The organism is Microbispora sp. NPDC046933, assembly GCF_040644635.1.
In the GTDB taxonomy this organism is placed as follows: domain Bacteria; phylum Actinomycetota; class Actinomycetes; order Streptosporangiales; family Streptosporangiaceae; genus Microbispora.
Map to the genome: position 1 here is coordinate 62,533 of NZ_JBEYWW010000039.1, position 20,570 is coordinate 83,102.

Annotated in this window: 18 protein-coding genes and 1 pseudogene; 7 read left to right on the forward strand and 12 right to left on the reverse strand. The window is 71.8% G+C overall.

The window, feature by feature from the left end; translation table 11 throughout:
* Nucleotides 1–33 precede the first annotated feature (33 nt).
* The 6 genes from ABZ857_RS36885 to ABZ857_RS36910 form a co-directional block, all read right to left on the reverse strand.
* Nucleotides 34–504, reverse strand: coding sequence for a hypothetical protein (locus ABZ857_RS36885; RefSeq protein WP_357053044.1), 471 nt, complete (start codon nt 502–504; stop codon nt 34–36).
* 263 nt (nt 505–767) lie between these two features.
* A complete protein-coding gene (locus tag ABZ857_RS36890; protein ID WP_142561071.1) occupies nt 768–965 on the reverse strand; it encodes a cation transporter in 198 nt (65 codons plus the stop codon).
* A 29-nt stretch (nt 966–994) separates the two neighbouring features.
* Complete coding sequence (locus tag ABZ857_RS36895) at nt 995–2,047, reverse strand: quinone-dependent dihydroorotate dehydrogenase (protein ID WP_357053047.1); 1,053 nt, start codon at nt 2,045–2,047, stop codon at nt 995–997.
* A 56-nt stretch (nt 2,048–2,103) separates the two neighbouring features.
* Entirely contained in the window at nt 2,104–2,469 is a 366-nt protein-coding gene (locus ABZ857_RS36900; protein WP_357053050.1) for an STAS domain-containing protein, read from the reverse strand.
* On the reverse strand, nt 2,441–3,169 hold the full coding sequence (locus ABZ857_RS36905) for a GAF and ANTAR domain-containing protein (protein ID WP_357053053.1): 729 nt from the start codon (nt 3,167–3,169) through the stop codon (nt 2,441–2,443). The genes ABZ857_RS36900 and ABZ857_RS36905 overlap by 29 nt, the downstream gene beginning before the upstream one ends.
* Nucleotides 3,170–3,235: 66 nt before the next feature.
* Complete coding sequence (locus ABZ857_RS36910; RefSeq protein ID WP_357053055.1) at nt 3,236–3,709, reverse strand: GAF domain-containing protein; 474 nt, start codon at nt 3,707–3,709, stop codon at nt 3,236–3,238.
* Between the two features lie 136 nt (nt 3,710–3,845).
* Here ABZ857_RS36910 and ABZ857_RS36915 point away from each other — a divergent pair, with 136 nt between their 5' ends.
* A complete protein-coding gene (locus ABZ857_RS36915) occupies nt 3,846–4,118 on the forward strand; it encodes a hypothetical protein (RefSeq protein WP_357053059.1) in 273 nt (90 codons plus the stop codon).
* 4 nt (nt 4,119–4,122) lie between these two features.
* On the opposite strand, the gene ABZ857_RS36920 is transcribed toward ABZ857_RS36915, so the two are convergent.
* Nucleotides 4,123–4,695, reverse strand: a complete 573-nt coding sequence (locus ABZ857_RS36920; protein ID WP_357053062.1) for a hypothetical protein — start codon at nt 4,693–4,695, stop codon at nt 4,123–4,125.
* A 384-nt stretch (nt 4,696–5,079) separates the two neighbouring features.
* Here ABZ857_RS36920 and ABZ857_RS36925 point away from each other — a divergent pair, with 384 nt between their 5' ends.
* Both ABZ857_RS36925 and ABZ857_RS36930 read left to right on the forward strand, forming a co-directional pair.
* Nucleotides 5,080–6,018: a TIGR03620 family F420-dependent LLM class oxidoreductase gene (locus ABZ857_RS36925; protein ID WP_357053065.1), complete on the forward strand. Its 939-nt coding sequence runs from the start codon at nt 5,080–5,082 to the stop codon at nt 6,016–6,018.
* Between the two features lie 4 nt (nt 6,019–6,022).
* Nucleotides 6,023–6,307 carry a hypothetical protein gene (locus ABZ857_RS36930; RefSeq protein ID WP_357053068.1) on the forward strand — a complete coding sequence of 95 codons (285 nt, stop codon included), beginning with the start codon at nt 6,023–6,025 and terminating at the stop codon, nt 6,305–6,307.
* 35 nt (nt 6,308–6,342) lie between these two features.
* On the opposite strand, the gene ABZ857_RS36935 is transcribed toward ABZ857_RS36930, so the two are convergent.
* On the reverse strand, nt 6,343–6,741 hold the full coding sequence (locus ABZ857_RS36935) for an SRPBCC family protein (protein WP_357053071.1): 399 nt from the start codon (nt 6,739–6,741) through the stop codon (nt 6,343–6,345).
* A 139-nt stretch (nt 6,742–6,880) separates the two neighbouring features.
* Here ABZ857_RS36935 and lpdA point away from each other — a divergent pair, with 139 nt between their 5' ends.
* Nucleotides 6,881–8,281 (forward strand): dihydrolipoyl dehydrogenase, encoded by a 1,401-nt coding sequence (gene lpdA / locus ABZ857_RS36940; RefSeq protein ID WP_357053074.1) that lies wholly within the window; start codon nt 6,881–6,883, stop codon nt 8,279–8,281.
* A 13-nt stretch (nt 8,282–8,294) separates the two neighbouring features.
* On the opposite strand, the pseudogene ABZ857_RS36945 reads toward lpdA, so the two are convergent.
* Nucleotides 8,295–9,497, reverse strand: a pseudogene (locus ABZ857_RS36945) (RNA-guided endonuclease TnpB family protein).
* 263 nt (nt 9,498–9,760) lie between these two features.
* Between ABZ857_RS36945 and ABZ857_RS36950 the strand changes: the two are divergent.
* Both ABZ857_RS36950 and ABZ857_RS36955 read left to right on the forward strand, forming a co-directional pair.
* Complete coding sequence (locus tag ABZ857_RS36950; RefSeq protein ID WP_357053077.1) at nt 9,761–10,942, forward strand: FAD-dependent monooxygenase; 1,182 nt, start codon at nt 9,761–9,763, stop codon at nt 10,940–10,942.
* 158 nt (nt 10,943–11,100) lie between these two features.
* Nucleotides 11,101–11,946: an HD domain-containing protein gene (locus ABZ857_RS36955; RefSeq protein WP_357053080.1), complete on the forward strand. Its 846-nt coding sequence runs from the start codon at nt 11,101–11,103 to the stop codon at nt 11,944–11,946.
* 869 nt (nt 11,947–12,815) lie between these two features.
* On the opposite strand, the gene ABZ857_RS36960 is transcribed toward ABZ857_RS36955, so the two are convergent.
* The 3 genes from ABZ857_RS36960 to ABZ857_RS36970 form a co-directional block, all read right to left on the reverse strand.
* The gene (locus tag ABZ857_RS36960; RefSeq protein WP_357053082.1) at nt 12,816–14,258 is read right to left on the reverse strand and encodes a hypothetical protein; all 1,443 of its coding nucleotides are present in this window, start codon (nt 14,256–14,258) and stop codon (nt 12,816–12,818) included.
* Nucleotides 14,259–14,444: 186 nt separating this feature from the next.
* Nucleotides 14,445–14,960: a WYL domain-containing protein gene (locus ABZ857_RS36965; RefSeq protein ID WP_357053085.1), complete on the reverse strand. Its 516-nt coding sequence runs from the start codon at nt 14,958–14,960 to the stop codon at nt 14,445–14,447.
* A gap of 485 nt (nt 14,961–15,445) precedes the next feature.
* A complete protein-coding gene (locus ABZ857_RS36970; protein WP_357053088.1) occupies nt 15,446–19,060 on the reverse strand; it encodes a hydantoinase B/oxoprolinase family protein in 3,615 nt (1,204 codons plus the stop codon).
* Between the two features lie 228 nt (nt 19,061–19,288).
* Here ABZ857_RS36970 and ABZ857_RS36975 point away from each other — a divergent pair.
* Nucleotides 19,289–20,570, forward strand: a 1,282-nt coding sequence (locus tag ABZ857_RS36975) for an MFS transporter (protein ID WP_357053091.1), incomplete at its 3' end; no start/stop codon positions are given.

The following is a 20,570-nucleotide window of genomic DNA, read 5'->3' on the forward strand; positions in this document are numbered from 1 at the left end:
CAGGTGCCGGTGGAGATGCGGCGGGACCGGGTGTCACGTTCCGTCGAGGACCTCGGCGACGATGGCGGCGGCGATCTTCTCCGCGTCCAGGCCCTGGTGGGCGTCGATCACCTCGCGGATCCTCGCGGTCAGGCGCAGGTCGGCCTGTGCGGCGTCGCCGATGTGGCGCCCGGCCACCGCGACGGCGGCGGCGAGCTCGTAGGCCTCGGCCGGCCCGAGACCCTGCGGATCGACCTCGACGAGGACGCGAGCGCCGTTCTTCGGCGAGACGCGGACCTTCCACCGTCCTGACGGGCCCGAGGCCGACAGGGTGTCCTTCCGCAGGGCCGGCGGGAACAGGACGACGGCCATCCTGCCCGCCGCCGCGAGGACCCGCTCGGCGAGCCTGCGGACGTCCTTCTTGGCGACGACGATCCTCCCGGAGCGGTTGATGATGCTCACGGAATCACCGCTGTCGGCCACGGCGATCCGCTCGCCGTCGGCCTGGTCGTAGATGGCGCTCATGGGGGGGTCGCTCGCTTAGGAGATTCGTCGGGGCGGGCTGCGAGACTCCGCCCATGCATGATCTCGTACTTTCGGAGCGAATGATCGTGATCCGCCTTTTCCCGGGCAAGGGCCACGGCGGACGGCCGGCGTGAGCACGTCCGGCAGGTTCGGCCTCCGGCCGAGCCCGGAGGAGCGGCGGCGACACGGGCGGGTGCGTGGCGGAGCGCCGCGGCGGTCTCGGACGCCATGCGCTCCATGACCGGCCCCTCGCCGTCCGGGGGTCACACGAGGGTGTAGCCGGCCTCCTCGACGGCCTTGCGCACGGCGTCGTCGGCGACGTCGCCCGAGACATCGAGGCGGCCGCTGTCCAGGTCGACCTCGACGCCCGTGACGCCGGGGATCTCGCCGACCTCCTCCTTGACCGAGCTCACGCAGTGGCCGCAGGTCATGCCCTGCACGGTGTAGGTCTTGACGCTCATGACGCTCTCCAATTCCGGGAGACGGGGATTCATGCGGTGCGGCCGACGATCTCGCGGACCGAGCCGTAGCCGTGCCGCCGCAACCTGCGGGCGAGCTGGCGGTTGATCCGGGACGGCCACAGGGGGCCCTCGTAGATCAGGCCGGTGTATCCCTGCACGAGGGTGGCGCCGGCCAGCAGCCGCTCCCAGACGTCGTCGACGTCCTCCACGCCGCCGACGGAGACGAGCGTGAGCCGGTCGCCGGCCTTCTGGCGCAGGCGGCGCAGCACCTCCAGCGAGCGGGCCTTGAGCGGCCGTCCGGACAGGCCGCCCGCCTCGGTGCTCGCGACGCCCTCACGGCTGATCGTGGTGTTGGTCGCGATGACGCCCGCCAGCCCGAGCTCGGCGGCGAGCTCGGCCACGGCGTCCACGTCCTCGTCCGCCAGGTCCGGCGCGATCTTCACGAGGAGCGGCGTGCGCCCGGCCGCCTCCTTCACCGCCGACAGCAGCGGCCGCAGGCGGTCCACGGCCTGCAGGTCGCGCAGGCCCGGGGTGTTGGGCGAGCTCACGTTGACCACGAGGTAGTCGGCGAGCGGCGCGAGCCTGCGGGCGCTGTCGACGTAGTCGCGCACCGCCTCGGACTCGGGCACGACCTTGGTCTTGCCGATGTTGACGCCGACCACGGCCGGGATGTGCCGCACCCTGCTCAGCCGCTTGGCCGCGGCCGCCGCCCCGGCGTTGTTGAAGCCCATCCGGTTGACGATCGCCCGGCTCTCGGGCAGGCGGAACAGCCGCGGCCGGGGGTTGCCGGGCTGGGCGTGCGCGGTGATCGTGCCGACCTCGACGTACCCGAACCCGAGCGCCGACAGCGGCTCGGCGCACCCGGCGTCCTTGTCGAACCCGGCGGCGAGCCCGAACGGCGAGGCGAAGTGGACGCCGAACGCCTGGACGCGCAGCGACTCCGCCCTCGGCGCGAGCAGCCGGTGCAGCAGCCGCACGAGGGGCGGGAACATCCCGAGCAGGCGGAGCAGCCTGATCGTGAGGTGGTGGACGGCCTCCGCGTCGAGGCGGCTCAGGACCTGCGTGAACACGAGTCGATACATCACGGCAAGACTATCGCCCGGTCACGCCCCACCTCGGCCCACCGCCGTACGTCCGGTCAGTTGGGCCGGGGGCGGGCCTCGGCCGTGGGCTGGGGCAGCGGCACGTGCGACGCCGTACGGATGGACAGCCCGGAGTCGAAGCCCAGCAGCCGCAGCAGCCGCAGCACCAGCGGGGCGGGGCGGACGAAGGTCACGCCGCCGCCCCACTCCCGCACCCGCGCGTCGGCCCACAGGAGGCTCCGCGCGCCCGCGCAGTCGAGGAAGCCGACCCCGGCCAGGTCGACCTCGACGTGTCCGGGCCGGTAGGTCGCCAGCACCTGCCGCAGGCAGGCACGGAACTCCGGCGCCCCCGACACGTCGAGGTCGCCGTTCAGGGCCATCCGGATGCCGGTCTCAGACGACGTGGTCTGGATTCGCAACATTCCTCTGGCCCTGCTCGCCCAGCAGTTCCGCCGCGAGCTCGGACACCTTCCGTCTGCTGTCCCTGGCCTGCTTGCGCAGTCCGGTGAACGCCTGCGAGGCCGTCAGGTCGTGCTTGCCCATGAGATAGCCGATGGCCCGCTCGATCACGACGCGGTAGTCCAGGGCGTACTGGAGCTGGTCGGCGAGCACCGCCTTCTCGTCCGCCTCCATCGACGCCACGAGGACCTGCTCGATCACGTGGGCGTACGCGTGGAGGGCCTGGGTGTCGCTCTCCTGCCACTCGTGGGGCGCGTCCTGGTAGACGTTCAGGGTGCCCACCGGCACGCCGCCGAGCCGGATCGGCACTCCCGCCACCCCGCGCACCTCGGGGTGCAGCAGTTCACGCAGGGCCGGCCACCGCCGGTCGGTCCGCACGTCGACGGTCGTCACCGCGGTGTCGCCCGCGTACGCCGCCACGCACGGGCCCTGGCCCGTCACCGCCTGGGCACGCTCAAGGCTACGGCCACGCTCGTCCGTGGCGAAGAGGTAGCGGAGTGTGCGGTCCTCCTCGGCGAACATCAGGCCGGCGCCGGAGTATCCGAAAAGCCGGTCGACCACTTGGACGATGCGCTCAAGGTGGTGCACGATCCCGGTCGCCGACCTGTCCTTCTGCAGACGTCGCAGGCTGGCGACAAGAGCCTCAGGATCGATATGGGTCATTCCGTATCCTCTCGTGAACCTCACCTCGCACCACCGTGGCCTGTGGGAGAGGCGCCGATTCGGCCATCACAACTGCCCGTCAGGGGCTCGATCAGTCCTGCTCTCTGCCAGGACCTGAAGAACGATGACCATCAGCTCGCCGAGGCGGGAACCGGCCTCCGCCTCCCCGCGGTCCCAGACGCGCCCGTCCCGGGCGTAGAAGTCCAGGACGCCGATGAGCTCGCAGTCCTCGATGAGGGGTACGGAGAGGACGGCCCGGACCGGCGGGGCGTGGACGGCCACGTGCGGGAACCCCATGGGCCTCGCGGCGTGCAGATCGTGGATCGCGACGAGGCCGCCGCTGGCGGCGCTCTCGATGGCGGGACCGTCGCCCACGGACTCCTGGGCGGACTCCAGCAGTACGCCGTCGTCGTCGGTCGCCCCGATCGCGCGGAGGCGGTCCTGGCCGTCGAGCAGCATCAACGCGGCGCCGTCGACCCCGAAGAGGTCGGCCATGCCGGTGAGGACGTTCTCGAGAAGAGACGACGCGTCCGATGCCATCGCGAGCCCACTTTCAAACGATCAAGCGGCCGCGGACACAGGGCGGAGTGCCCCTAAGCCTAGTGGTCCCTGAGCAGTGGAAGCCAGGTGATCCCCGGGGTTGACCCGCGCGCACGCCGACTGGGCTGGAGAGGACATGACAAATCCGCCCTCCCGTACGGGGAAGGCGGATCAGGAATGGGCGAGGGAAGGGGCGAACGGGCTCAACCGCGGGGAGTTCGACGTGCCGGCCACGCTCTCTACCCCGGCGGGGAGGGGATGCCGGCGGGCGCGCCCGAACGCGGTGCCGAGGACCACGTGCGGGGGGCTGGAGTCGCTCCCGGCGCTGCCGTCGCCGGACGAGCGGGAGCAGTTGCCGGCCCTGCTCGCCCGGCTGCCGCACAGCATGGCCGCGCTCCGAGACGCGTGAGGGGTCAGCGCTTGGCCTTCTTGCCCTCGGGGGTGACGGCGTACCACTCGCCGCCGAAGTCCTTCAGGTCCTGGCCGAGCACGTCCCCGGCCTTCTGGTCCTTCGCGTAGTAGTAGAGCGGGTGCTTGTTGTAGGTCACCTGCGTGGTGCCGTCCTCCCGGTGCAGCGTCCCGAGCAGGTTCGCGTGCGCGCCCGTGCCGGCCTGGGGCGCGCCCGCGGTGAGCACGGGCGGCCACGCGGCGGCGCACGCCTGGGTGCAGGCGGAGGCGCCGCCCTTGTCCTTGGTGAACAGGTACACCGTGCGGCCGTCCACGCCGACCAGCACGCTGCCGAGCGAGGTGGGCGCCGCGTCGATGCGCGCGGGCCCCGTGGGGGACGCCTGGACGGGGGACGTCGGCGACGCCGAGTATCCGGTGGCGGACGGCGTCGTCCCCGAGGGATGCTCGGAGGGCTCGGGCGTCTGCGACTCGTTGAGCTGGTCGTTGGCGACGCGGCTGGCGTCCTCGTCGCCGGCACCGCCGCATCCGGCGGCCAGCAGGCTGATCGCGACCGCGCCGGCATACAGCAGTTTCCTCATGTTCGGCCTCCTGGGAAGTGAGCGAGTCGGCTCCCAGGAGACACGCGGCGACGGTGGCACCGCCGCCCGGACGCGAAGATCCGGGACAGGGCTTTGCCGTTTCCTGGGTTCCGCCTCACGGACCACTCGCCGCCCTCCGGCGAATCAGGGACCTCTGCGGATGAACCGTCAGATTCGGGGAAATCGGGGGTAAGCCGTACGGCCGCGGCGGTGCGCGCCGACACGCGAACCGATCGCGGGAGGGAGGTGCCGAGGTCCCCCGCACGTGCGATGCGATGCTGAGGCTGCGACGTCCCGCCGGCGAAGCCGTCCGGCCTCGTGGGGGCGACGTCCCTGGCGAACCACCCCCTTCGCCCGATCTCGCGACAGACAAGGAGCGTCCGGATGGCCGAGCGCACGCAATCGTCCACTGTGGAACCGCCCATCGTGGAACCGGCCGAGCTGAGGCGCCGCCTCGGCCGTACGGGAGTATGGCTCTCCTCTCTGGCGGCGACCCCGGCGGCAGAGGCCAGGAAGGCCGCGGCGGAGATCGAGGAGCTCGGATACCCGGCGCTGTGGATCGGGGAGAGCCCGGCCGGGCGGGAGGCGTTCACGCATGCCGCGCTGTTGCTGTCGGCGACCCGGCGGCTGCGGGTGGCGACGGGCATCGCCAACGTCTACGGCCGTGACCCCGTCGCCGCGGCCAACGGCGCCGCGACCCTCGCGGAGGCGTGGGACCAGCGGTTCGTGCTCGGCCTCGGCGTCAGCCACAAGCCGCTGGTCACCCCTCGCGGTCACGACTACTCCGCGCCGCTCGAGTACATGCGGGACTATCTCGACGGTATGGACAGGGCTTCGATCCAGGTGCCGCAGGCGGAGACGCCGCCCCGGGTGCTCGCGGCGCTCCGGCGCCGGATGCTCGAACTGGCGGCGCGGCGCACCCAGGGAGCGCACACCTACTTCGTGCCGCCCGAGCACACCGCGAGGGCCCGCGAGATCCTCGGCCCGGACCCGGTCCTCGCCCCGGAGCAGGCCGTGGTGGTCGAGAAGGACGCGGACCGCGCGCGGGAGACCGCCCGCCGGTACGCCGCCCTCTACCTGGCCCTGCCCAACTACGTGAACAACCTCCGTGAGCTGGGATTCTCCGACGACGACTTCGCGGGCGGGGGAAGCGACCGGCTCATCGACGCGATCGTGGTCTGGGGCGAGCCGGAGACGATCGCCGAGCGGGTGCGCGCCCACCACGACGCGGGCGCCGACCACGTGTGCGTCCAGCCGCTCGCGGACTCGGTCGGCACGCAGATCGAGCACCTGCGGCTGCTGGCCCCCGCCCTCCTGGGGTGACGGCGTGACCGCGGCGGCTCCCGGGCGGGGGCGCAGGGAGCAGGGCGGGCAGAGCGTGCAGGGCGGGCAGAGCGTGCAGGGCGGGCAGAGCGTGCAGGGCGGGCAGGACCCTCCTCTTGCCCCGCCGGACCCGACGGGCCTGGAGGCGTGGATACGCCAGGTTCTCGGCCTGGCCGGCGCCCGTGCCTCCGCGTTCACCCCGCCCCTGCCTCCCGCTCCGTCCGCCGGCCGGGGCCACGCGGAGGACGCGGACGGCCAGGACACGGGCGGGACGGCCGACCAGCTCTAGGCCGGGCCGGGAGGGAGGCCGGGCGGTCAGGTGCGTCAGGCGGCCTGACGCACCTGCTCGGCCAGCCGTTCGAGGCTCTCGTCCAGCGCCTGCTCCACCGCCTCTGCCGGGGGCGCGTGCCGCTCGTCGAAGAAGGACAGGTGGACCGTCACGTCGCTGCTGTCGTCGTCGATGCCGGCGACCTGCAGCCATCCGGCGTACCGGTCCACGTCGCGGGTGCCCCACTCCATCCGCAGCTGGTCCTGCTCGGCCCGCAGCAGCGCGCGTTCGTCCTGGCCCGTCTCGTCCTCGTGGACGGTGACCGCCGGCGGCTCCTCCGCGCGTACGTGCAGGTCGCGGGGCATCCAGAGATCGAGTTTTCCGACGTCGCACGCCTGGCGGAACACCTGGTCGGCCGGTGCGGGCATCCGGCGGGACCGCTCGAACTCGGTCATGGTCCGTCACTCCTCCCACTGTCGACGTAGGGAGCCCCTACCCGCCGCGGTCCGGTCCATCCTCCGTCTCACCAGGCGAGGCCGTCCAGCGGGCACCCCCTCCCCGGCGGGGTGCGCACGGCGGCGTAGGGTCCGGTGCATGACCGATCATTACGATGTCGTGGTCCTCGGCGCCGGACCCGGCGGCTACACCGCCGCGGTCCGTTCGGCCCAGCTCGGGCTCAGCACGGCGGTCGTCGAGGAGCGCTACTGGGGCGGTGTCTGCCTCAACGTGGGCTGCATCCCCTCCAAGGCCCTGCTGCGCAACGCCGAACTCGCTCACATCCTGACAAACGAGACCAAGACGTTCGGCATCCAGGCGGACGGCCCGATCACCCTCGACTACGGCGCGGCCTTCCGCCGCAGCCGCCAGGTCGCGGACGGGCGGGTCAAGGGCGTCCACTACCTGATGAAGAAGAACGGCATCACCGAGTATGACGGCCGGGGCACCTTCACCGGCCCGGACGCCATGGAGGTGCGCGGCGCGGACGGCTCGGTGCGCACGGTGACGTTCGACCACTGCATCATCGCGGCCGGGGCGACGACCCGCCTGCTGCCGGGGACGTCCCTGTCCGAGCGGGTGGTGACGTACGAGGAGCAGATCCTCAGCGAGACGCTGCCCGGGAGCGTGATCATCGCGGGCGCCGGGGCGATCGGCGTCGAGTTCGCGTACGTGCTGCACAACTACGGCGTGAAGGTCACGATCGTCGAGTTCCTCGACCGGATGGTCCCGCTGGAGGACCAGGAGGTGTCGGCGGAGCTGGCGCGGCGCTACCGGCGGCTCGGCATCGACGTGCTGACCTCCACCCGGGTCGAGTCGATCGACGACAGCGGCGAGAAGGTGCGGGTCACGGTCTCCAGGAACGGCGAGACCTCCGTGCTGGAGGCCGACAAGGTGCTGCAGGCCATCGGCTTCCAGCCGCGCGTCGAGGGATACGGCCTGGAGAACACCGGCGTACGGCTGACCGAGCGGGGCGCGATCGCCGTCGACGGCCGCTGCCGCACCAGCGTGCCGCACATCTTCGCCATCGGGGACGTCACCGCGAAGCTCATGCTGGCCCACGCCGCCGAGTCGATGGGCATCATCGCCGCCGAGACGATCGCGGGCGCGGAGACGATGGAGCTCGACTACGTGATGATCCCCCGGGCCACCTACTGCCAGCCGCAGATCGCGAGCTTCGGCTACACCGAGGCCCAGGCGCGCGAGCAGGGCTTCGACGTGAAGGTGGTCAAGTTCCCGTTCACGGCCAACGGCAAGGCGCACGGCCTGGGCGACCCCAGCGGGTTCGTCAAGGTCCTGAGCGACGCGAAGTACGGCGAGATCCTCGGCGCCCACCTCATCGGGCCCGAGGTGACCGAGCTGCTGCCCGAGCTGACCCTGGCCCAGCAGTGGGACCTCACGGTGCACGAGGTGGCGCGCAACGTCCACGCCCACCCGACCCTGGGCGAGGCGGTGAAGGAGGCGATCCACGGCCTGGCCGGACACATGATCAACATTTGACTTCCTCCCCCGCCTAAAGGCGGGGGATTCCCGCCCTCACGGGCTGGGCTTCCTGCTTCACCGCCGACCGCCGAAAGGAGGACCCTTGCGGACTCACGTCAGCTCCACAGGCCGACACCGCTCGACCAGCGGCCAGGATGTTCATCGCGGCGTTCACGTCCCTGTCGTGCAGGGTGCCGCAGCCGGGGCACGTCCAGCGACGTGTCCCGAGAGGCAACGCGGCGAGCAGGTGCCCGCACGCGCTGCACGTCTTCGATCTGGGATACCAGCGGTCGATCACGACCAGGCGCCGCCCGTACCGCGCGGTCTTGTACTCCAGCTGGCGGCGGAACTCGCCCCACCCGCAGTCGGAGATGACCCGTGCCAGGGACCGGTTCCGCACCATGCCTTTGACGTTGAGGTCTTCGATCACGATCATGTCGTTTTCCCGGACCAGCCGGGTGGAGGTGCGGTGCAGGAAGTCGGCGCGGGTGTCCCGCACTGTGGTGTGGGCGCGGGCGACCTTCGCCTTGGCCTTGGTTTGGTTGGCCGATCCGCGCTGTTTGCGGGCCATGCGCCGCTGGTAGCGGGCCAGGTTCCTGGCCTTGCGCTCCAGATGGCGCGGGTTGGGGATCTTCTCGCCGGTGGACAGGACGGCGAAGTCGCTCACCCCGAGGTCGATGCCGACCTGCGATCCGGTGGCGGGCAGCGGCTCGGGCCCGGTGGTCTCCTCCACGGACAGGGATGCGTACCAGCGGCCATCGCTGTCGCGGGAGATGGTTACCGTGGTCGGGTTGATCGTGGCGGGGTCGACCTCGGGCCAGGACCACACGAACGCGATCGGGCCATCCATCTTCGCCAGCCACAGTCGCCCGTCGCGTCAGCGGAATGCCGAGCGGGTGTAGGTCGCGGACTGGCGGCTGCGCCGGGACTTGAACCTGGGGTATTTGGCGCGTCCTGCGAAGAAGTTCACGAACGCCGTGTACTGGTGCCGCAAAGCTTGCTGCAACGGCACGGAGGACACCTCGTACAGGAAGTCGTGGTCTCCGTCGCGTTTCAGCTCGGTCAGGTACCGGTCGGTCTGTGCGTAGGAGGTTTTCGCGCGCTCGGTGTGGTAGCGGGCGTGCCGCCACGCCAGGACCGTGTTCCAGACCAGGCGTACGCAGCCGAAGGTGCGGTTCAGGACCGCGGCCTGTTCGGGGGTGGGGTAGACCCGCACCTTGTAGCCCGTACGCATGTTCGCATTTACTAACCCATTGCCTGATCTGTAAGCGAAAAGAGAAGGTCATGAGCGCTTCGCGCTCTGGGCTGTCCCGCCTACGGCGGGCCACCCCTTGGGCGATCCGGATTCCTCCCGGCCCTGAAGGACCGGGTTTTCTCCGGAGGATTCGATGATCTGGTAAGCGCCGGTCAGCCGCCGGTGGGCGGTCCGTCAGCGCCGGGGCCGACGCTCTTCCCGTGGCCGCGACAGCACGCGGTCTCGGATCCAGAGGAGCGCACATGACGACCCCGTCCGTCCTGATCTCCGGCGCGAGCATCGCCGGGCCCGCCGTCGCCTACTGGCTGCGTCGGCACGGCTTCGCCCCCACAGTGGTCGAGCGGGCCCCGGCCCTGCGCGAGGGCGGCCAGGCGGTCGACTTCCGGGGGGCGGTCCACATGAACGTGCTGCGGCGGATGGGGGTCCTGGACGAGATCCGCCGCCTGCGCACCGATCCCGGCCCGCTGCGGGTGGTCGACTGGCGCGGCGAGCAGGTCGTCGCGCTGCCCGCCGAGTTCACCGGCGGCGAGGTGGAAATCCTGCGCGGCGACCTCGCCCGCGTGCTGTACAACCTCACCAGGGACAACGTGGAGTACGTCTTCGGCGACTCCATCGCGTCCATGACCGAGACCCCGGACGGGGTGGAGGTGACCTTCGAGCGTGGCGCGCCCCGGACGTTCGACCTCGTGATCGGCGCGGACGGCCTGCACTCGAACGTGCGGCGGCTGGCCTTCGGCCCCGAGTCGCGGTTCGTGCGGCCGTCCGGCCACCACGTCGCGATCTTCAGCGCGCCCGACCACCTGGGGCTCGGCCGCGACACGCTGCTCTACAACGAGCCCGGCCGCGGAGTGGCGGCCGCGGGCGCCAGGGACGGGGCGACCGCCGGGGTGATGTGCGTCTTCCGGGCCCCGGGGCTGGAGTTCGACCACCGCGACGTGGCGCAGCAGAAGAAGATCGTCCTGGACGAGTACGCCGGAGCGGGCTGGGAGGTCTCCCGCCTGCTGGAAGCCGTCCCGGACGCGTCCGACTTCTACTTCGACTCGATCAGCCTCGTCCACATGGACCACTACACCCGCGGGCGGATCGCCCTGCTGGGCGACGCCGGCTACGGCGCCACCTGCGGCGGCATGGGGGCCGGCATGGCCGTCGTGGCCGCGTACGTGCTGGCGGGCGAACTGGCCGCCGCCCGCGGCGACCACCGCGCCGCGTTCCCCGAGTACGAGCAGCTCATCAGAGGGTTCGCCAAGGCGTGCCAGCGGGTCGCGGGCAACGCGGGCTCCTTCCTCGCCCCGGCGACGCGGGGCGCGATCCGGCGGCGCGATCTGGCCTACCGGGTGCTCACGGCCGGGCCGCTGATGCGCGTGCTCGACAAGATGAGCACCAAGGCGGCCACCTCGATAACACTCAAGGACTATGCGGCCTGAAATGCGGAAATGCCGATTACCGAACAGGCATTCGGCTTGCGCGACTATTCACTAGGAAACACTTCCCACGGCGTCAATGAATGGTCGGCTACGCTGGAAATCCGGCCGTGCGCGAAACGCCGTGGCCGCGTACGGGCGAACAATGCGAGGGCGGCCCGATGGCGAGGGACGACGCGAAAAACACCGGCTCCCGGGCCGGGGCGAGCACTCTGATGGCCCTCATGCGCGAACTGGTCTTCCCACCGTGCGTGATCGAGCGGTCCTCGGTCGTGCCGCAGGACGTCACCCGGCACGAGAACGACGCGGAGCACTCCTTCGCCCTGGGCCTGGCCGCGGTCTGCCTCGCCCCGCTGGTCGACGAGACCCTCGACCCGGGCCGGATCGCCAGGTACGCGCTGGTCCACGACCTGCCGGAGATCCACGCGGGGGACGTGTCGGTCTACGCCGACCCGGCGGAACGGGAGAAGAAGGCCGTACGCGAGGAGGAGGCACGGGAGATCATCACCCGGGACTTCGGCGGGACGTTCCCCTGGCTCGTCGAGGACCTGTACGGCTACAAGGCGCAGCGTGACCCGGAGAGCAGGTTCGTCTACGCGCTGGACAAGCTGCTCCCCCACGTCAACGTGCTGCTGGCCGACCACCACCCGCTGCGGCCGACCTGGGCGGCGTACAGGCGCACCGAGATCGCGGCCAGGCGGAAGATACGCATGAGCTTCCCGGCACTGCTGCCGTTGTTCGACGAGCTGTGCCGGGAGTTCGCGCGGCGCCCGCACCTGTTCTCCGGTGGGGTGTCACCTGGCGTGGGAGATGACGATGTTCGCGACGGCGAGCAGGGCCGCTCCGCAGACGGCGCACAGCACCCTCAGGGGCAGGTCGACGCCCGGCCCGAGCACGGCGGGCAGGGCGACGAGGAAGGCCCCGGCCGCGCTGGCCGACACCCGCGTGAGGAGGCGCGACCGCGAGCGGCGCACGACCACGGGAAACCCGGCGCTCGTCGTCAGTGAGTCGCCTCCCGGCAGCGGGCCCGCCCGGGTGTCGACGGCCAGCGTGATCCCGACCCGCGCGAGCGCGTCGAAGCCCAGCATCTCGGGCCGCAGCCAGAACTCCACGGTGTCGTACCGCGACGCCACGTCGTAGGAGTCGTCAGACGCGATCTTCAGGAAGGTGCCGTCGGTCGCGCAGACGAGCCGCTTCGCGGTCGGCGTGTAACCGTCGGAGTAGAAGCTGACCCGCATCTTCACCGAGTCGCCGTCGCTCAGGTGCAGCCGGCCCTCGGCGTCGAGCGTGCCCGTCCTGTCCCTGCCCAGCAGCGGTTCCTCGGTGCGCACGAAGTAGGAGGACCTGTAGGTGGGGTGCCGGGCGAGCCGCCGGGCCACCCCGAGCCACGCGTCCGGGTCGTCACCCGGCCGCTCATGCAGGTGGAGGTCGGGGAAGCGGGTGGTGGCCGGATACCAGCGCCCGCCGTTGGCCTCCGCGAGCCTGTCCACGAACCAGCCGCCCTTGGCCCTGATCTCGGCCTCGGTCAGCGGAAACTCCTCCAGGTTCGCGTAGTCGTCCACCCGCAGCCGGAACACGGCCATGTCGGCCACGCAGGCGGTCGTCACGACCGTGGCGAAGCGCACGGGCACGACGAACGGCTCCATTTCGGGCGACTCCCGGTCGGCCAGGAAGGCCACGAGGCACCGGCGGCCGACGGCGGAGCCGTTCGCGATCGCCTGCTGCAGGGCGCCCGCCACGTAGTCGGTCTCGTAGCGGAACTGGATGATCGCTCCTCTGGGCAGCGCCAGCGCCGTCAGGACGTCCTCCGCGTACCTCCGCCTGCTGTTGGAGGACAGCAGCAGCATCGAGGGCCGGACCCCGCTCATGTCCGCGGTCATGTCCGTCCCCCTTCCACGCCGCTCAGGCGGTCCTCCAGGGCGAGGAAGCGCGGCCACACCCGGTCCCTCGGCAGTTCGTCGAGGCGCAGGCCGGCCGCGGTCTCGTACCGCAGCCCCCGGTTCGCCAGCGCCCGGTGCTCGCCCAGGATGATCGGCTCGTGTACGCCGTCCGACTGGTCGCCGGTCAGGTCGATGACGAACCGCCGCGGATCGTGGGACGGGCCGATCTCCACCCAGCAGTGGTGGCTCACGTCCTCGGCGTCGTCGCGGCCGACCCGCAGGCGCCCGTAGCAGTAGACGGGTTCGAGCAGCAGGTCGGCGCGGAGCCTGCGGGCGAGCCAGACGGAGGTGACGCCGCACTGGCCCCGGGGGTCGCCCGCCGCCACCGGCGACTCCTGATACCGCGGATGGACCGTGCGGTCCGACCAGCAGGACTCCAGCATCCGGCGGTAGCCGAGCAGGCGCTCCGCCCACTCCGGCGAGGTGAAGTCCGCATTGACGGGTCTCACATGGTCACCGCCGGAGTGGGTCCGGCGCGACACCCTGATCAGGCCCCCGATCCCGCCGACGCTCCGCTTCGCCGCCGCGGTGGCGCCGAGGACCATGAGCACGTTGTCCGGCGTGTCCAGGAGTTGGGGCACCGAATCCCCGGACATCCGGCGCGTCTGGAAAAATCCTTTGTCGTCGTAGCGATAGGCCACGGGCGACAGGGCGATCGGCGTGAATCCCGACGCGAGGAACGAGGTGCCGCCGAAACCGAGCATGGGATTGTATGCCGTGATGACATAATCCCCGGCGTTTTCCGCCCTGATCTCCCGGACCGCGCGGGCGATCGTCAGGCTCATCAGGTTCGCCGGAATTCCCGCCAGCCCGTGCATTCTTGTCAGGACCATTATCCGGTCCGGATTCACGTCCAGCCCGTGCCCGGTGAGCGCGTCCAGGACGTACTGGCGGTCGCACCGCGAGAAGGCGACGTACGTGATCGGCATCGTCGCGCCCGGCAGGAAGAGCCCGAACTGGAGGACGGTGTCGGCCCTCTCACTGTGCAGGTAGTGCAGTCTCGACTGGACCAGATGACCGACGCCGGGCCTGACCTCGGCGAAGCGCAGGCGGGTGCGGTAGCCGTCGCCGAACGACAGGCTCAGGTCGCGGTGCGCCTTGTTCACGTTGAGGAGGACGGAGGCATGGGCCTGGTACGCCGCGTCCTCGGCGGACTGGCGCACCTGGGCCGCCCGGACGACCGCCTGCAGCCGTATCTCCTCGTACACCTTGTCCGGAGACCAGCCGGCGATGGCCGGCCTGCTCAACCGGGGCAGGTGCAGTCTTACCTGGATCTCCAGGGTCCGGAGGTCGACTCCGACCGTCTCGGCGTCCGCGCGGATGCGCGTCCCCATCGCGCCGACGAAGGTCTCGACATCCGGATCACGAAGCCCGTCCACTCGCGCGCCCTCGCTTCGCGCTTTCTCCCTTCGCGGCGTACGCGTGGTTCTGGGCACTTCTTCTCCCGCAATCCGCGAGAATCTTGTCAGTGACGCCGTCAAGGATAGAACTCGAAGCGCACCCTGTCAGGGCGCTCGCCGAGTTGGTATCGCTTTTATCGGACCCGCCGCAATTGCGGCTGCTTTTCATTGGAGCCGCGAAGGCGGCGGATAGAGGGCCGCGAGGTCGTGCGCGGCCGCCGCCATCTCGCGCCGCAGCTCGACCGGTTCCAGGACTTCCACCTCGGCCCCGAGCTTGAGGAACTCCGTCCGCGCGTGTGTGAGCGACTCGATGGGCACGGTGGCGGTGATCCATCCCCGCTCGTCCGGCGGGCCCGCCGTCTCGTCCACGGCGCGGGCGACGGCCGAGCTCATGACCTCCGTGAACCGCTCCCGGCCCCGCGACGACAGCCGGATCACCGCGTGCCCTTGGAACAGCCGCGACCGGAAGCCGGCCAGGTGCTCGCGCCAGTGTCCCGCCAGATCGAAGCCCTCCGGGCGCTCGAACGTCTCACCGGTCACCGTGAGCGCGAGGATCTGGCCGACGCGGTAGGTCCGCAACGCGCCGTCGCATCGCGCCACGAGATACCACTTCCCCGCCTTCAGGACGCCGCGGCCTCGATCTTCAACTCCGCCGCGGCCAGCAGAGCGCCGACCCGTCATGGCCTTCGCGGAGAAACTGTTGTTCGTGCCGCCTCCGATCGAGGTGAGCGGCTACCACGTCAAGCGCTACCACGTCACCGCCGACCCGGCCGGCATCGACCCGGAGATCGGCACATGCTCGCCCCCGACCACCCCGACCTCGACGCCTACCTCGACGCCTACCTCGCCGACACGCTGCCCGAGGGCACGACGGGAGACCGCCGATGACGCCGGATCCTTGAAGCGACCATGGCACTGTCTTGCACGCGGCAGAATCCGGCGTTTGGGGGCCGAATGAGAGACTTCTCAGCAAGCGCCTGCCGTGTCAGGTGCAAACCCCGCGGCTCATCGCCAGATAAAAGCCGCCCGGTGTGGTAACGGCGAAACCGTTGGAAGCCCGCCCTCCTCGCCGCCAAGGGCCGAGGAGGGCGGAGCCTCCATCGAGGAAGCGCGGTTGCCGGAGGGAGCACCGTTCAGGGGCAGCACGGTTCAGAAGAGAGCACGGCTCAGAAGGGACCGCCGTCCGGGGGGCCGTATCCACCGCCGCCGGGCGTCTCGATCTCCAGCACGTCGCCCGGCTCCACCCGGACCGAGTCGCACCCCGCCAGGTGGACGACGCTTCCGTCCGCGCGCCGCACCCGGTTGGCGCCCAGGGCGCCGGAGGCGCCGCCGGCCATGCCGTACGGCGGCACCCGGCGGTGGCCGGACAGCACGCTCACCGTCATCGGCGCACGGAACCGGATGCGGCGCACCGCCCCGTCCCCGCCGCGCCACCGTCCGGCGCCGCCGCTGCCGCGCCGGATCGCGAACTCCTCCAGCAGCACGGGGAACCGCCACTCCAGCACCTCGGGGTCGGTCAGCCGGGAGTTCGTCATGTGGGTCTGCACCGCCGGGGCCCCGTCGAACCCGTCCCCCGCTCCGGACCCCGAGGCGACGGTCTCGTAGTACTGGTGCCGTTCGTCGCCGAAGCTGACGTTGTTCATCGTCCCCGACCCTTCGGCCTGGACGCCCAGCGCGGCGTAGATCGCCCCGGTGACCGCCTGCGAGGTCTCGACGTTGCCCGCGACCACGGCCGCGGGGTACGCCGGGGCCAGCATCGACCCCTCCGGCACGACGATGCGCAGGGGCCGCAGGCAGCCGTCGTTGAGCGGGATGTCGTCGGCCACCAGGGTGCGGAAGACGTACAGCACGGCGGCGGTGACCACGGCCGACGGCGCGTTGAGGTTGCCGTCGAGCTGGGGCGAGGTGCCGGTGAAGTCGATCGTGGCGGTACGGCGGGCGCGGTCCACCGAGACACGCACCGAGATCACGGCGCCGCAGTCCGTCTCGTAGCGGCACCGGCCCTCGCTGAGGGCGTCGATCACCGCGCGGACCGCGCTCTCGGCGTTGTCCTGCACGTGCCGCATGTAGGCCCGCACGACGTCGAGGCCGAAGTGGCCGATCATCGCGCCGACCTCCTCGACGCCCTTGACGTTCGCGGCGATCTGCGCGCGCAGGTCGGCCAGGTTGGTCGCGGGGTCCCTGGACGGGTACGGCCCCCCGGTGAGCAGCCGCCACGTCTCCTTCTCGCGTAAGCCGTCCCGGTCCGCGAGCAGCCGGCAGTCGAACAGCACGCCCTCCTCGTGCACGCTCCTGCTGCTCGCGGGCATCGAGCCGGGGGTCAGCCCGCCGATCTCCGCGTGATGGCCGCGGGAGGCCACGAAGAACAGGATCTCCCGGCCCGCCTCGTCGAAGACGGGGGTGACGACCGTGATGTCCGGCAGGTGGGTGCCGCCGTGGTAGGGGTCGTTGATCGCGTACACGTCCCCGGGCCGCATCCCGTCGCCCCGGCGGCGGACCACCTCCTTGACGCTCGCGCCCATCGACCCGAGGTGCACCGGGATGTGCGGCGCGTTGGCGATCAGGTCGCCGCCGGAGTCGAACAGCGCGCAGGAGAAGTCGAGCCGCTCCCGGATGTTCACCGACTGCGCGGTGGCCCCCAGCCGGGCGCCCATCTGCTCGGCGACGGACATGAAGAGGTTGTTGAAGACCTCCAGCATCACGGGGTCGGCCTCGGTGCTCACGCCGGCGGCGCGGGGGCGCGCCCCCACCCGCTCAAGGAGCAGGTGCCCGTACGGCGTCACCCCGGCCCGCCAGCCGTCGTCGACCACCGTGGTCGCGTCGGCCTCGGCCACGATCGCCGGGCCGCTGAGCGTGTCGCCGGGGCGCAGCCGTTCCCGCCGGTAGAGCGGCACCTCACGCCACGCGCCGCCCGTGTACATCCGCACGGTGTCCACCGGCCCCGCCTCAGCCGCACCGGATCCGGTGGCGAGGTCCGAAAGGTCGGGCTGCTCGGTCAGGCCCACCGCCTCGACGGAGACCGCCTCCGCGACCAGCGGCCGGTCCATGAGGAAGGAGTACGTCCGCAGGTGGGCGGCTTCGAACGCGGTCACCATGGCGTCCGTCCCCGCCAGGTCCACCGGCAGCGACGTGTCGGTGCCGTCGTAGCGCAGCCGCACCCGCCGGGTCACCCGGATCCGCCGGTCCGGCACCCCCTCGTCCCACAGTTCGCGGCGGGCCGTCGCCTCCAGGGCGTCGGCGAGGCCGGTCAGGCGCCGCGCCGCGGCGGGCTCCAGCCGGGCCTCGGCCGACTGCTCCCGCATCACGGTCGTGTCGGCCAGTCCGATGCCCAGGGCGGACAGCACCCCCGCCATCGGCGGCACCAGCACGGTGCGGACGCCGAGCGCGTCGGCCACCGCGCAGGCGTGCTGCCCTCCGGCGCCGCCGAACGTGGTGAGGGCGTATTCGGTGACGTCGCGGCCCTTCCGCACGGAGATCTGTTTGATCGCGCCGGCGATGTTCTCGACCGCGACCCGCAGGTAGCCCTCGGCGACCTGCTCGGGGTCGCGCTCGTCGCCGGTCCGCGCACGGATGTCCGCCGCGGTCTCCGCGAACCGCCGCCGCACCTCGTCCACGTCCAGCGGCAGGTCGCCGTCCGGGCCGAAGACCTCGGGGAAGTGGCCGGGCTGGATGCGGCCGAGCATCACGTTGGCGTCGGTGAGGCACAGCGGGCCTCCGTTGCGGTAGCAGGCCGGGCCGGGGTCGGCCCCGGCGGAGTCCGGTCCGACCCGGTAGCGCCCGCCGTCGAAGCGCAGGACGGACCCGCCGCCCGCCGCCACCGTGTGAATGGCGATCATCGGCGCGGACAGCCGTACGCCGGCCACCTGGGTCTGGACCACCCGCTCGTACGCGCCCGCGTAGTGGGACACGTCGGTCGAGGTGCCGCCCATGTCGAAGCCGATCACCTTGTCGAGACCGGCCAGCCGGGACATGCGCGCCATGCCCACGATGCCGCCTGCCGGGCCGGACAGTATCGCGTCCTTGCCGCGGAAGTGCCCGGCCTCCGCCAGCCCGCCGTTCGACTGCATGAACATCAGCCGTACGCCGGGCAGTTGCCGCGCCACCGCCTCGACGTACCGGCGCAGGACGGGCGAGAGGTAGGCGTCGACCACGGTGGTGTCGCCGCGCGGCACCAGCTTCATCAGCGGGCTGACCTCGCTGGAGCACGACACCTGGGCGAAGCCCGTGCGCCTGGCCAGGCTCCCGATCGCGCGTTCGTGCGCCGGGTGCAGGTGGCTGTGCAGGCAGACCACCGCGACCGCGCGGACGCCCTCCTCGCGGAGCCGCCGCAGTCGCGGCGCGAGCCCTTCGAGGTCGGGCGGCCGCAGCACCACGCCGTCCGCGGTGATGCGCTCGTCCACCTCCACCACGCGCTCGTACAGCGTCTCCGGCAGCACGATCCGCCGGTCGAAGATGCGCGGACGGTTCTGGTAGCCGATGCGCAGCGCGTCGCCGAACCCCTTGGTGATCACTAGAGCGGTGCGCTCGCCCCGGCGTTCCAGCAGGGCGTTGGTGGCGACCGTGGTGCCCATCCGCACCGACTCGATCCGCTCGACCGGGATCGGCTCGCCCGCGGGGACGTCCAGCAGGGCGCGGATGCCCGCCACCGCCGCGTCGGGGTAGCGCGCCGGGTTCTCCGACAGGAGCTTGCGCGTCACCAGCCGCCCGTCCGGGCGCCGGGCGACGACGTCGGTGAACGTCCCGCCGCGGTCCACCCAGAACTGCCACCGGCCTCCAGGCATCGGACCCCCCTCCGCACGCCCGTACGTCCCTTTTATCAAGGCCGCACGCCGCCGAGTCACTGCACCCATTGACACCGGATGACGGACATATCATCAGGTGTCGCTTTCCGGATCACACCGGACCGGGCGTGGGGGAAGGGTGGTTCCGGCAGTGCTGTCCGTGCCGAGTGTGGAGCTCAGTGAGGGCGTCGCGAGACGCCGGGCGACGACGCGCGGCGGGTTCGGACGATGAGCCGGGACCATTCGGACGGGTCGCGGTCCGGCGCCCGCCGCATCGGGGTCCTCGTCACCGGAAACCTGCTCGGCGGCGTCGCGGTCGCCTCCGGCATCGCGGTCGGCGGGCTGCTCCTGGAGCGGCTGGGCGGCACGTCCGTCGCGGGGCTCGGCAGGGCCGCGAGCGTGCTCGGCGCGGCGGTCGCCGCGGTGCCGCTGGCCGGGGTCGCGGCCCGGCACGGGCGGCGCCGTTCGCTCGCCCTCGGGTACGCGATCGCCGTGCTCGGCGGCGTGCTGATCGTCACGGCCGCCGTCGTCGCGCAGCTCGCCGTGCTGCTGGCCGGGCTGGCCATGTTCGGCGTCGGGCAGGCGGTGAACCTCCAGTCCCGGTACGCCGCCGCGGACGGCGCGGCCCCCGGCGCCCGGGCGAGGGCGATGTCGATCGTCATCTGGGCGACCACGATCGGTTCCGTGGCGGGCCCCAACCTCAGCGAGGTCGCCGACCGGTTCGGCCGGTGGCTCGGGTTGCCCGGCCTCGCCGGTCCCTACGTGTTCTCGGTCGTGTCCTTCGCCCTGGCGGGCGCGGTGGTGGCGGTGTTCCTCCGGCCCGCCGTACGGTCGTCCGCGCCGGCCCCGAACGAGGCGGCCCCAAACGAGGCAGGCACAGACGAGGCAGGCACAGACGAGGCGGGCAGGAGCATCCAGGCGGTGGGGGCGGTGGCGGCGCTGCGCTGGGCGGCGGCCGACCCGGCGGCGCGGTTCGCGGTCGTGCTCATCGCGGTGGCGCACGCGATGATGGTCATGGTCATGGTGATGACGCCGCTGCACATGCAGCACCACGGCATGTCGCTGCAGCTCGTGGGCGTGGTGATCAGCCTGCACGTGCTCGGCATGTACGCCCTCAGCCCGGTCTTCGGGTGGCTGGCCGACCGGATCGGCGCGGTCCGCACGGCGTGCGCCGGGATGCTGATGCTCGGGGCGGCCGTCGTGCTGGGCTTCGTGGCCGCGTCCGCCTCGGAGGGCAGCACCCTCACCGCGCTCGCGCTGATCGTGCTCGGCGTCGGCTGGTCGGCGTCGATGATCTCCGCGTCGGCGCTCCTCGCCGGCACCGCCGCGGACCACGTCCGGGTGCCGCTGCAGGGCGCCACCGACGCCGGCATGAACTACGCGGGCGCCGCGGCGGCCGCGCTGGCCGGGCCGATCCTCGCCGCGGTTAATAAAACGGGGGCCAAACCGCTGCCCAGGCCCCGGGGGGGGGACCCAGCCCCCAATGTTGGCCCCATCAAAAGAATGGGGT